This is a genomic window from Acinetobacter sp. AC1-2 (assembly GCF_016124155.1).
Taxonomy (GTDB): Bacteria; Pseudomonadota; Gammaproteobacteria; order Pseudomonadales; family Moraxellaceae; genus Acinetobacter; species Acinetobacter calcoaceticus.
In genome coordinates this window covers 2,008,786-2,021,459 of record NZ_JABFFO010000001.1, presented here as the reverse complement: position 1 = coordinate 2,021,459, position 12,674 = coordinate 2,008,786, and the positions used below count along the sequence as shown (strand labels likewise).

Annotated in this window: 13 protein-coding genes; 11 read left to right on the top strand and 2 right to left on the bottom strand. The window is 38.9% G+C overall.

What is annotated here, in order from left to right:
- Positions 1 to 34: 34 nt before the first annotated feature.
- The 5 genes from ureE to HL290_RS09365 are packed head-to-tail and all read left to right on the top strand — an operon-like array spanning position 35 to position 2,900.
- Positions 35 to 517 (top strand): urease accessory protein UreE, encoded by a 483-nt coding sequence (ureE, locus tag HL290_RS09385; protein WP_198496288.1) that lies wholly within the window; start codon positions 35 to 37, stop codon positions 515 to 517.
- The gene (locus tag HL290_RS09380; RefSeq protein ID WP_198496287.1) at positions 504 to 1,169 is read left to right on the top strand and encodes an urease accessory protein UreF; all 666 of its coding nucleotides are present in this window, start codon (positions 504 to 506) and stop codon (positions 1,167 to 1,169) included. Before ureE ends, HL290_RS09380 begins: the two co-directional genes overlap by 14 nt.
- 24 nt (positions 1,170 to 1,193) lie before the next feature.
- Positions 1,194 to 1,808 (top strand): urease accessory protein UreG, encoded by a 615-nt coding sequence (ureG, locus tag HL290_RS09375; RefSeq protein ID WP_002117800.1) that lies wholly within the window; start codon positions 1,194 to 1,196, stop codon positions 1,806 to 1,808.
- Positions 1,809 to 1,817: 9 nt separating this feature from the next.
- Positions 1,818 to 2,387 carry a HupE/UreJ family protein gene (locus HL290_RS09370; protein WP_198496286.1) on the top strand — a complete coding sequence of 190 codons (570 nt, stop codon included), beginning with the start codon at positions 1,818 to 1,820 and terminating at the stop codon, positions 2,385 to 2,387.
- A 57-nt stretch (positions 2,388 to 2,444) separates the two neighbouring features.
- Positions 2,445 to 2,900 (top strand): hypothetical protein, encoded by a 456-nt coding sequence (locus tag HL290_RS09365; protein ID WP_198496285.1) that lies wholly within the window; start codon positions 2,445 to 2,447, stop codon positions 2,898 to 2,900.
- A 73-nt stretch (positions 2,901 to 2,973) separates the two neighbouring features.
- On the opposite strand, the gene rsmD is transcribed toward HL290_RS09365, so the two are convergent.
- Positions 2,974 to 3,519 carry a 16S rRNA (guanine(966)-N(2))-methyltransferase RsmD gene (gene rsmD, locus HL290_RS09360; protein ID WP_198496284.1) on the bottom strand — a complete coding sequence of 182 codons (546 nt, stop codon included), beginning with the start codon at positions 3,517 to 3,519 and terminating at the stop codon, positions 2,974 to 2,976.
- On the bottom strand, positions 3,519 to 5,540 hold the full coding sequence (gene mrdA, locus HL290_RS09355; RefSeq protein ID WP_198496283.1) for a penicillin-binding protein 2: 2,022 nt from the start codon (positions 5,538 to 5,540) through the stop codon (positions 3,519 to 3,521). Before mrdA ends, rsmD begins: the two co-directional genes overlap by 1 nt.
- 235 nt (positions 5,541 to 5,775) lie before the next feature.
- Here mrdA and HL290_RS09350 point away from each other — a divergent pair, with 235 nt between their 5' ends.
- The 6 genes from HL290_RS09350 to HL290_RS09325 all read left to right on the top strand — a co-directional run bounded on the left by HL290_RS09350 (position 5,776) and on the right by HL290_RS09325 (position 12,667).
- Positions 5,776 to 6,294, top strand: coding sequence for a hypothetical protein (locus tag HL290_RS09350; protein ID WP_005042185.1), 519 nt, complete (start codon positions 5,776 to 5,778; stop codon positions 6,292 to 6,294).
- A gap of 59 nt (positions 6,295 to 6,353) precedes the next feature.
- Positions 6,354 to 7,667 carry a hypothetical protein gene (locus tag HL290_RS09345; RefSeq protein WP_133746558.1) on the top strand — a complete coding sequence of 438 codons (1,314 nt, stop codon included), beginning with the start codon at positions 6,354 to 6,356 and terminating at the stop codon, positions 7,665 to 7,667.
- A gap of 86 nt (positions 7,668 to 7,753) precedes the next feature.
- Positions 7,754 to 8,407 carry an adenylate kinase gene (gene adk / locus HL290_RS09340; RefSeq protein ID WP_003652994.1) on the top strand — a complete coding sequence of 218 codons (654 nt, stop codon included), beginning with the start codon at positions 7,754 to 7,756 and terminating at the stop codon, positions 8,405 to 8,407.
- A gap of 185 nt (positions 8,408 to 8,592) precedes the next feature.
- Positions 8,593 to 9,924, top strand: coding sequence for an SWIM zinc finger family protein (locus tag HL290_RS09335; RefSeq protein ID WP_198496282.1), 1,332 nt, complete (start codon positions 8,593 to 8,595; stop codon positions 9,922 to 9,924).
- On the top strand, positions 9,915 to 11,552 hold the full coding sequence (locus tag HL290_RS09330) for a hypothetical protein (protein ID WP_198496281.1): 1,638 nt from the start codon (positions 9,915 to 9,917) through the stop codon (positions 11,550 to 11,552). Before HL290_RS09335 ends, HL290_RS09330 begins: the two co-directional genes overlap by 10 nt.
- A 32-nt stretch (positions 11,553 to 11,584) precedes the next feature.
- Positions 11,585 to 12,667, top strand: coding sequence for an ATP-binding protein (locus HL290_RS09325; protein WP_198078893.1), 1,083 nt, complete (start codon positions 11,585 to 11,587; stop codon positions 12,665 to 12,667).
- The last annotated feature ends 7 nt before the right edge of the window (positions 12,668 to 12,674 follow it).

The following is a 12,674-nucleotide window of genomic DNA, read 5'->3' as shown; positions in this document are numbered from 1 at the left end:
ACATGAATGAAATAAATAAGGAGAGAAGAGCTAAATGAAAATCTATACACAACGCCTTGAACATATTTCTCCTGATCAGACATTTGAAACGGTTGAACTGACTTTTGATACCCGCCAAAAATCCCGCTTTCGGGCGACTTTAGCGAGTGGTGTAGATATTGGCGCTGATTTACCACGTACTGGCATTTTGCGTAGTGGTTCATATATTGCAACTCCACAGGGCGATGTACTGCGTGTTGATGCTAAACCTGAAAGATTAATGCAAGTCACTGCGGAAACTGATTTTGATTTGCTTAAAGCGGCCTATCATCTGGGTAACCGACATGTGCCATTAATGCTGACACCTACTGCTTTATATTTTGAGCCTGATCATGTGCTTGCAGAAATGGTCGAGGGCTTAGGCCTGAAAGTGACAGAAACTGATCATCCGTTTGAACCTGAAAGTGGTGCTTATGCGCAGCATAGCCATGATCATCGCTTAAGCCCAATCAAAGCTTTGCACCATGTCCATTCATAACGCGGCGCAATTACTTCAATTACTGACATTGTCTTCTACGGCATTGCCAGTCGGAGCATATTGTTATTCACAAGGTGTAGAAACAGCCATTGATATTGGCTTAATACACGATGAAACCTCAGCAATTGCTTATTTCGAAGAAGTGCTTGAAATGCTGTTAGTACGATTTGAGCTGCCAGTACTGAAACGTCTCATGCAACATCATGATGACCAAGATCAGTTTCTGGTTTGGGCAAATTTATATAGAGCAAGCCGAGAAAGCAAAGAGCTTTTAGCAGAATCTCAGCAGCTGGCATTTTCTTTAAATGCATGGATTAGAGATGTTTTAAAAAAAACTGTTGATGTTAAAAAGCAGTTTGGTTTTGTGCCTGTCTATGCACAGCTCTGTGGTCGGCTTGAACTTAAAGATGTTGATGTGCTCACAGCTTATACCTTTACTGTTTTAGAAAATCAGGTTCTGGCTGCGGTAAAAACCGTACCGTTAGGGCAAATGGCTGGACAAAGAATTTTATGGCATTTACATGGTTTGGTACCACAGGCGATAGAGAAAGCCTTAAAACTTAATGATGAGCAATTGAGCAGCGCTTTACCTCGTTATGCCATGCTGAGCATGAAGCACGAAACACAATATTCACGGTTATTCAGATCTTAAGTTTAGGAAAGAAGGATAAAAATCATGACAGAACGTAGTCCATTACGAGTTGGAATTGGCGGACCAGTAGGTTCAGGCAAAACTGCGCTTACACTTAATTTATGTTTAGCCTTGCGTAATAAATACAACATGGCTGTGGTAACGAATGATATTTATACCAAAGAAGACTCAAATTTTTTAACTCGTAACGAAGCGATGTCGCCAGATCGTATTGTGGGTGTAGAAACAGGTGGTTGCCCACATACAGCAATTCGTGAAGATGCTTCAATTAACTTAGCTGCAATTGATGATTTGTGTGAAAAATTCGAAGGCTTAGAACTCATTATCATTGAAAGCGGTGGTGATAATTTAGCGGCAACATTTAGCCCTGAACTTTCTGATTTAACGTTATATGTAATTGATGTAGCCGGTGGCGAAAAAATTCCACGTAAGGGTGGGCCGGGCATTACCAAATCAGATTTACTCATTATTAATAAAACTGACCTTGCGCCAATGGTTGGTGCAAATCTTGATGTGATGGATCAAGACGCGAAACGGATGCGCGGAGAAAAGCCGTTCTTATTTTCAAATATGAAAACACAAGATGGCCTTGAAGAAATTATTCAATTTATCGAGAAACAAGGGCTGTTTAAAGCTTAAGGAGAGATTATGGACTTCATAAAAAAATGGGGCATAGGGCTCCTTGCATTGCTACCTACACTTGTAATGGCACATCCTGGACATGACCATCAACATTCAGGTTTTATGGCAGGTTTTATTCATCCATTTACTGGTTTAGATCATTTAGTGATGGCCTTAGCTTTCGGTGTTTTACTCTGGTCAGCAGCTAAACAATGGAAAATTGCGGGTTTAATGACTTTGAGTGTTACCCTAATTATTGGCTTTTTAATCGGTGCTCAAGGTTTAGTACCTGCAAATGTTGCTGAATATGGGATTGTTGCTTCTTTGATTGTTACAGCAATTGCACTGTGGACAAAATCAAATCGTGTTTTACCAATTGCTGCGGCATTACTTGCAAGCTTTCATGGCATAGCGCATGGGGTTGAATTAGCACATGCAGGACATGTCGTTGCATTAGTGACAGGTATGGTTGCGGCTATGGCTTTAATTTATTGTGGTGGATTGGCATTAGGTGCTGCACTTACACGATATGTGCCTTATGGCAAAAAAATTGTTGGCACCTGTGCGGCAGTTGTTGCAGTGATTGGTTTAAGTTAATTAAAACCTTGCAAAAAAAGGTAGCTTTAAGCTACCTTTTTTGATTTGCAAAATAAAATGTGTGTGCATAAAAATATTTATACTGTTTTTACAGCAATCATTATCTTTTATAGTGGATATGTTCAGGCCTATGATTTTTTTCAACCAGAAAGTGATTCTACTTTACTAGATTCAGACCAGTTGTTAGATCAATCAGATTTAAACTTGGAACAAAGGCGGTTAGCCATTGAGCATGATGATGAAGTTAATAACTATAATGTGCTCAAAAATGAATTTTATTCAAATGAGCGTTGGGTGATTTATAATTATACAGCCTATGATACGGGGCAACTTCAGAACAAAAACATCAATGGTTTAACGAATCATCTTAATATTCAAGACTTATACATTTCAGTTGGATATGGAGTTAATTATAGTGTTAATCCAAGACTGAAAATTGGTTATGAATATATTTCGAGTTTTCCTTATGATCGAGGTCAACTCATACGATTTTTTACGATCTATTTATTTTGAAATACAAAATGAGAATAATCTAATTCAAATAAATAGATCAGGTAAATTAATTCATCATAAAAATGCTACATGATTAAATTTTCTGATAAAGCCCTGCGTGTACTGTACCAGCTTTCGTTGTTTTAACTTGTTGCCATGTTGAAGGAAGGTGAAGCTGAGATAAATCTCGGTCAGCTTCAACGTAAATATACCCATTCTTTTTAATATGCGGTTCTGCTAAGTTCGAGAGTTCTTGCCATAAATCTAGACTATAAGGCGGATCTAAAAACACCACATCGAACTGTTCTTTTAAACGGGGTAAAGCTTGTTGAGCAGTTGCATTGATTAAATGACAGTTTTGAGCTATTAAAAGCTCAACATTATCTTTTAAAAATCGTGCCTGAGTCTTGTCTGGTTCAATCATATAAACTGAAGCAGCACCACGTGACAATGCTTCAAAACCTAATGCACCAGAGCCTGTGCACACATCAAGGACATGCGCATTTTGAATATCCCACATGAGCCAGTTAAACAAAGTTTCACGTACTCTGTCTGGAGTTGGGCGTAAACCATCAATGCTAGCAAAAGGAAGTACTCGTCTTTTCCATTTGCCGCCAATAATACGTAATTGATTTTTCATTATTCGTCGACCTCGGTTGCAGGACGAGCTGGTGTAGCTTGTGGTGTTGATGCTGCAGGTGCAGGTGCAGGTGCAGTTGAAGTAGCTGGTGCTGGACTAGAGCTTTCACCACCGCTAGAGAGTTCACCTGGCTTAATCCCAGCTGTCATCAGTCCACCATTTACTTGATGGTTTGCTGGTCGGATTGGATTTTTCTTACGAGTTAGTAACCAATAATCAAAAATAGGTCTTGCAAGTTGGGCAGCGGAACCACCATGACGACCATTTTCCCAAATCACGGCAATCGCAATTTCTGGTTTGTCAGCAGGTGCAAATCCAACGAATAAGCCATGGTCAAGTTGGCGTTCGCTCAGGGCTGATTCATTGTAACGTTTACCCTGTGCAATACTTTTAACCTGCGCAGTTCCTGTCTTTCCTGCAATTTGGTACAAAGGAGTACGAATACCTCGACCAGTACCTGATTGAATTACATCAATCATGGCATCGCGCATTTGAACCCAGTCTTCATCCGTTCCGTTGAAGTTAATTTTGCCATCAGGCGCATTACGTACAGTAAATGGTTTTGCACCATGAGTTGCCCGTAAAACGTGAGGGGTGACATGAGAACCATGATTGGCTGTAATTGCAGTTGCCATAGCAAGTTGTAAAGGGGTGGCTGTAAAAGCACCTTGGCCAATACTCACAGAAATAGTTTCACCTTTCATCCATTTGGCTTTGCGAGTACGCATTTTCCATTCAGGATTTGGATAAAGACCTTCACTTTCACTTGGTAAGTCGACACCTGTTTTTTGACCGAATCCAAATTGACGCATCCATTGGTTCATTTGATCAATACCCATTTGATGGGCAAGAATATAAAAATAGGTATCACATGACATAATAATGGCTTTATGCATGTTCACGATGCCATGACCAGATTTTTTCCAGTCGCGGAATTTATGAGAATCACCAGGTAAATGGAAGTAACCTGGGTCAGAAATTGCTGTTGACCAGTTTACAATCCCGTAGTGTAAACCGCCCATGGCTTCCATTGGTTTAATAGTAGAGCCAGGTGGATATGCACCTTGTACAGCACGGTTATAAAGGGGTTGATCTAAACTATCACGTAAAGAACTATAATCTTTATGGTTAATACCAGTCACAAATAAATTAGGGTTGAAACTTGGACTAGATACTAAAGCCAGAATTTCGCCAGTACGAGGGTCGATGGCGACAATGGCACCACGACGGCCTGCGAGCTGTTGAGATGCAACCGCCTGTAAACCATAATCTAAAGATAAATAGAGGTCATTCCCGCGAGTGGGGTCTTTACGGCCTAAATGGCGCAATATATTACTATGGGCATCTGCTTCAACAGATTCATAACCCGGTGTTCCGTGTAGCAAATCTTCATAGCTTTTTTCAACGCCAATCTTTCCAATCAGGTTGGTTCCCGCATATAAATCTTTATCAATACTTTTTAATTCTTTATCGTTAATACGCCCTACATAACCAATCACATGAGCAAATAACTCACCATGTGGGTAATAACGGGTCATTTGCGTTTCGATTCTTACGCCGGGAAACTTATATTTAGCTTCACTGAACTTGGCAATATTGGCTTCGGTTAGATTAAGTTTAATCGCGACACGTTCAGTTTTTCGAGCAGTTTTTATACGACTTTTGAAACGGTCAATATCTTCTTGTGTTAGATCTAAAATAGGCTGTAGCTGCTCAACAACATGGTCGGCATCTTCCACATCTGTTTTACTTAAAGTTGCTGTAAAAACAGGGTAGTTGTCTGCCAGCAATACACCATTTCGGTCATAGATATAACCACGAGCAGGTGGAAGTGGCTGCAAGCGAATTCGGTTTTTGTCAGATGCAGTAGAGAATTCGTCGTAGTGAAAAATTTGTAGATAAGCGTATCGGCTAATTAATACTAATAAGCAAATGATAACCAGACCTACGGCAAAAAAGATTCGTCCTCGATAAATGCGCTTTTCTTGCTGGATATCTTTTAAAGGAAAGTGCTGCTTCATAAGGATCGACTTAATGACATAGGGTAGAAAAATAGCTGCTTATTCTAACGCAAGAGAGCTTAAAATATTGCATAATTTTCAAAGTTTCATTGCATTTCCATAAGATACTTTTTGACTTTGCAGACAACAAAATTGTAGATACTTGTATATAAGAAGCAAAATAATTCTGTTAAAGTCTCTCATTCAATAGAATAGGGTTGTTCTCACCATACGATTAGGGAAAATGGAGAAAATAATGAGAAAAATTTATCCCTTACTTGCAGTTTTGACGGTAAGTAGTTGGGCTCATGCTCAAGACTATTCGTTTCTTCCAGAAGCAAAATTAGCAGGACATACGGCATCTACGTGGAATGTGGGTGCAGGTTTTACACAAAAATTATTACATCTAAACGGCGAATGGGTAAACCCTTATGGTATTGCCTATGCAAAAGTTGGTGCATTTTTGAATGGTGACAAAACTGCTGGTGGCCAAGTCGGGTTTCGCTATCCTTATTATCTTACCGGCACAGATAAAAATGGTTACTATATCGGTTTTTATGCTGGGCATCTCGATAGTAAAGAGGTCGATGGTGATTATAAATCCCGTTTAGGCGCTGGTGTCGATTTGGCTTATGTATTGTTGAATTCAGAAAGAATTAGTACTTTTAGTGTGGGTATTGGTGCGGCGGAAAAATTAACTGACCAAAATGGAAATGTTGCCGCGGATACTAAACCACAAATTCAATTTTCTTATTCTCTAAGTTTTGGTTTATAAAAAAGCAGTTTATTGTTAACTCGCCATAAGCAGAGCACAAATAAATACGAGAGTCTTACATGTTAGAGTACGTCAGCGGATTGTGGCAGACCTTTTTACACAGACCTGATTTTTGGGCCGTTTTGAGTATTATTCCAGTCACTGCCTTTGTTACATGGGCACACGTGTGGATGGCTTTAAAAATGGTGTTTTACCCAATTAAATTTTGGGGTTTCCACTTAGGTCCATTACCAGTAGGTTGGCAAGGTATTGTGCCACGTAAGGCTGGACGTATCTCAGGTATTATTACTGATAATACTTTATCTAAATTAGGTTCATTGCGTGAATTTTTAGAAGCAATGGATCCTGAAGACATGGCACGCATTATTGGTGAACAAGTTGGGTTTGAGCTTGAACATCTTATTGATGAAGTCATGATCGATCGTAATGCTGTACTTTGGGAAAACTTACCTTATTCAATTAAACGCCGTATTTATGCTCAGGCGCATAAACAATTACCAGGCGTGTTAAGAGAATTAGTGACTGAGCTGACCATGAACGTCGAGTCACTGGTTAATATGCGTGAAATGGTGGTGAGCCAGATGGAAGGTGATCGCCGTTTGATGGTACGTATGTTTTTAAAAGTTGGACAAAAAGAAATCAACTTTATTTGGCATATTAGTGCTTTAATTGGAATGTTCTTTGGTATTTTCCAAATGATTGTTTGGTTTGTCGTACCTTGGCACTGGACAGTCCCGTTTTGGGCTTCAATTTGGGGCTTTTTAACGAACTGGATTGCAATCTGGATGGTGTTTAACCCTCTTGAACCACATTATATTCGTTACCCACAGATTTTTAGGTTAACAAAAGATCGTAAGTTTCCTTGGATTGTACCGGTTCTTCGAATTGGGACCTATAATTTCCAAGGTGCTTTCATGAAGCGTCAAGAGGAAGTCTCTGATGTGTTTTCAAGCGTAGTAACAGAAGATTTGATTACGTTAAAATCAATTATGACCGAAATGATGTACGGGCCGCGTAAAGATAAAACCCGCCGCATTGTGAAGCGTCATATTAACGAAATTATGGAAACACCGTTAGTTCGTACATCTTTACAGCTTTCTTTAGGGCCAAGAGAGTACGCAAGGTTAAAGACGGACTTGATTGATCGTTCAATTGAAATTACGATGGGACCCGTATGTGACCCAGCGCTGAACGCAAGCCGGGCACAGAAGATTTTTCAAATGTTTAAAGAGCGTATTCGCGAACTGACACCAAAAGAGTTTCAGAATTTATTGCGTCCTGCATTTCAGGAGGATGAGTGGATTCTTATTGTACTAGGTGGGGTAACCGGATTTATTGCTGGTACAATACATTTGTTTGTGGCTTTCTTATAATTCGACGTCGGGCAGGATCTATTGAAGATTAATGAGACTTTTTCTGCCAGGCTTCACATTCATTGTTTTAAATGAGGATGTTTTTTATGCGCATTATCTTACTCGGACCACCTGGGGCAGGCAAAGGGACTCAGGCTCAGTTGATCTGTAAGCGCTACAATGTCCCACAAATTTCAACCGGTGATATGCTCCGTGCTGCAATTCGTGAAGGTACTGAATTAGGTCTAAAAGCTAAAAGTGTAATGGAATCTGGTGGTTTGGTTTCAGATGAACTTATTATCGGTTTAGTAAAAGAACGTATTGCTCAACCTGACTGTGCAAATGGCTGCATTTTCGATGGTTTCCCACGTACTATTCCACAAGCTGAAGCTTTGGAAAAAGAAGGGATTAGCATTGATCACGTAATTGAAATTGATGTTCCTGATGAAGAAATCGTACAACGTCTTTCTGGTCGTCGTCAGCATCCAGCTTCTGGCCGTGTTTATCATACAGTTTACAACCCACCTAAAGTGGAAGGTAAAGATGATGAAACTGGTGAAGATCTTGTTCAACGTCCAGATGACCAAGAAGAAACGATCCGTAAACGTTTAGCATCTTATCATACAGAAACCGAGCAATTGGTTGGCTTCTATCAAAGCCGTGCTGCATCTGGTGAGAATGCGCCGACTTATGACAAGCTTAATGGTTTACGTACAATTGAAGATGTACAAACAGACTTGTTTAATATTTTAGATAAATAATTTATTTTTTATTAAAACTGCCTGGTGGTTTCATTGGGCAGTTTTTTTATATCAATAATAATTGGCGACATAATGTGTCGCACCATGTGAAAGTAGTATGTAAAAGTAGATTTAAAACATTTATAGTATGTTTAATTGTATAAACCAAAACATTGATATTAAAAAATTATTTTAAAGGGTTAAATATGTTGCTGACAATTCAGCCTGATCAGGTGGAACAGATTATTCCAGATGCAAGTTCAGCAAAATCAGCTAAGAAACTAGCAAAATTTGAAGCGTGGAATAATATTTCAGGTTCAGTTGACCAATGGATTTGGGGAGAAATTCAAGGTAGTTCAATTTATCAAAGTGCAATTTTTTTACCTGAACTGAAGTGTGAATGTAGTTGTCCAAGTTTTAAACGACCTTGTAAACATGCTTTAGCATTATTATTTGTCTATACAGAATATCAAGATAAATTTGTTGTGCAATCAGACGAACAAAACATACCTGATCGTGTACAAAAATGGCGTGATAAAAAAACTAAAACTCTTGAGAAAAAAGAAAACAAGATTGATAAACCGGTTGATGAAGAAGCTCGACTCAAACGCCAATTGGCGCGCGAGAAAAAAATGGATGCTGGGATTGATGCATTACAAACATGGCTAAATGATGTAGTGGCTATAGGATTAGGGCGTTTACGCCAACAACAACACGAGAAATTCAGAGATATTCAAAGCCGGTTAGTAGATGCTCAGGTTGCAGGTTTGGTGATTTATTTAGATGAATTTTCTAGTGCATTGTATCAAACCAACTGGCAAATGGAGAGTTCATTCTGGTTGGCTAAATTACAAACGGCTATTCATTTATGGCAGAACCGTCAGCATCTTAAACCTGAGCTTTATGAAGAGGTGAAACAGTTATTTGGTATTAATTTACCAGCTGATATGTGGGATAACATATCAGTTCATAAACTTGATCTTTACGCACTAGGACAAGTGACACACGAGTTGGTCAACAGTCGGGGACGTTATCGTCGTCAATGGTTATGGGATAGTCAGAATCTGCGAGATTACTTAATATTAGATTTTGAAATACCACCTCATTCAAACTTTGGATTGACCTTACCTTATCAAAAAGAATTGCCTATAAATGTCAAACTTTATCCTGTGATAAGTCAACAACGCTTACGTCTGGAAGATAATTTAATATCATTTAATGATCTGAGCCTAACGCTTGTTGAGCCGAAAGGCTTTAAAAATTTTGACAAAGCATTTACTCAATATGCAAATGGCTTAAAACAATATCCTTTGCAATTAGTACGCTTTTTCTGGCTAGAGCAATTACGTCTAGTAAAGCTTGGTAAAACAATTTATTTGGTCGATCAGGATCAAAAGATGTGTGAAATTGAAATTAAGCAATTTGTTGAGTTGTGGTTTTTAGTGGGGGCTGAGTCATTCAGTGCTGGCGTAGAGTGGGATGGGTTGAAACTTAAACTTATAAGTATTTGGCAAGGAGGGCATTTTGAATGTCTTTAACCACATCATACCGTGAGTTCAATCAGCAGTTGTTACTCAAACTGACTCTGGGGCAACAATTTAAACAGACTGTAAAAGTCCCTGATGAATTGCAAATCTATGTACCTAAACAAATTGATTCAGCTCAAGATTTATTAGTCTTGAACCAATATTGGGTGCTGATGCAACAAGCAGGTTATCAAGCGCAAGGTGTGCCAGAAACATTCCAAAAGAATATCGCCAAGATTGATCAGATAGAAAATGAAAAGCAACTAGATAATCAACTCGTGCAAATTTTGAAATGGGTTGTTGCGCAAGAGTCGCCATTTTTATATCAGAATTGGGTTAATCAAATTTTTAAACTTGCTCAACAGCAGCAGCAAGTGATTCCTCGTTATTTGGTGTTGAAACTTCTACCACTGTGTCGAAACCCAGTGTTATTGGCAGCTATTCTACCTGAGTTTGTATTTCAAGGAGATGTTACAACACGTGTGGATGATACGAAAAAGGTATGGAAATATGTGAAACAACACGATGCAGTACCATTGATCCGCCAGTTATTGAAATCAAAAAATAGCGAATGGTCATTATTGATAAGCCAATTATGCGATCAATTGCCGAACTTTATTCATGAACATATTGCAGAGTTTTGGTCGCAATCCATTCAAAAAAATCATTTGCAAAGTCATGCTGAAAGTCTAGTGACATATAACATGCCAGTAACCCAATTTGAGGCTTTATACCAGCATGTGAAAACACTGGAACCACAGAATGCAGCGACAGTACGCAATCATGCTGCATTAGGTTTCTATTTATATTATCAAGATAATGCACTTTATAACGAGATTATGGCGTTACTGCGTGCATGTTTGAGCTACGATGCTCAAGCTAAAAAAGTTAAATTTAATATTAACTTAGATCAAGATGACGCATTGAATGATTATGGTTTTTTTGATCGAGAAGCAAATTTGCTTGAAAGTCGTAAAAGTTTAAAAGCGGCTTATCAAAGTTCTCAAGTCGAACAAGCTTATCAGGCATTTTGTGAAAGTTCGCAGGGAGTACTTTACCTCAAAAGAATTTTAATCCAATTGCCACTCGCATATTGGTTAGAATTATTTGGTACTTGGGATCATTTATTTTTATTACATTCACAACAAAAAGAGCATATCTGGAATGCTTTTGTTATTCGTTGTTATCAAGAGCAGCGCCGTGATTTAGCTTTATGGTTTTATCAACATCAAACCAAATGGTGTGAAGCTGTGACAATATCAACTGGGAATAGGCTTGAACGTGAGTGGATATTTAGTCTGCTTGATCAAGAGCTAGCAACAGAGTTATTACTAAAACAACTCGAGTCGCATTATCAAAAACAGGATTTAGAACATTTTTGGTTTGTATTTCAAAGAGCCCAAGTCTTGCATCAAGATCAAAATATCTCAGAGATGGCAGCCGTATTAATACAACATACATATGAGACTTTGGACTTGCAGCAGGATCAAAATAAATTTGCATTACTAAAAGAGCAGGCACAATGTCTGATTTTGGAAGCTTATCCAATTGATTTCAGTTGCTTACAACCTCTTTTTTCTATTTCTGAATGGAAACAACTTATTCAGTTTAATCAGTACAAACAAAAAATTATTGCTTAATTATCAATAAATCATAAATCAGGATAATCCACATGTCTCAACAAGTTTTACGTGCACGTGCAGAACAACAGTTTTCTCATGAGTTGGATGCATTAAAGGCACATGACAATTTAGTGAAACCACCACAATGGCAACTTTCACCGAAAGCTGTCGTGGACTATTTATTGGGGACCACTTTGGCTGATGGCACTGTGATTTCACCTAAATATATTGGTAATCGCCGTTTAATGGAAATTGCAGTCGCAACTTTGGCAACTGACCGGGCATTATTATTATTAGGAGTGCCGGGTACAGCAAAATCTTGGGTGTCAGAACATTTGGCAACTGCTATTTCGGGGAATAGCGCTTTATTGATTCAAGGTACGGCCGGAACTAGCGAAGATACTTTACGTTACAGCTGGAACTATGCCCAGCTTTTATCTAAAGGCCCAAGTGAAGATGCTTTAGTCAAAAGCCCGATGTTGCGTGCGATGCAAGAGGGTAAGATCGCCCGTGTGGAGGAACTCACTCGCATTCCTGCAGATGTCCAAGATACTTTAATCACTTTGCTTTCTGAGAAAAATTTGCCTGTGCCTGAGTTGGGTATTGAGTATCAAGCGGTACAAGGTTTTAGTGTAATTGCTACCGCGAATAACCGTGATAAGGGAGTAAACGAACTTTCTTCTGCATTAAAACGTCGTTTTAATACCGTAATTTTACCGCCGCCTGCCACAATCGCAGAAGAAGTCGAGATCGTACAAAAGCGTGTTCAGTCATTAGGTAAAAGTTTACAACTTCCTGAGATTCAGCCTTTAGACGCTCAAATTCAAAAACTAGTTACAATTTTTAGAGAATTACGTCATGGGCAAACTTTGGATGGAAAGCAAAAGCTAAAAACCACTACGGGTACATTATCAACAGCTGAAGCTATTTCTGTGATGAGTCATGGTTGGGTAATGGCCGGACATTTTGGTTCAGGCAATTTGACTGACCATGAATTAGCAGCAGGTCTACAAGGTGCTGTATTAAAAGATCCTGTCCAAGATGTTGTGCCTTGGAAAGAATATCTTGAAACCGTGATTAAACAACGTGAGGGTTGGCAAGACCTTTATCGTGCTTGTCGTGACTTAGAATAAAACCAAA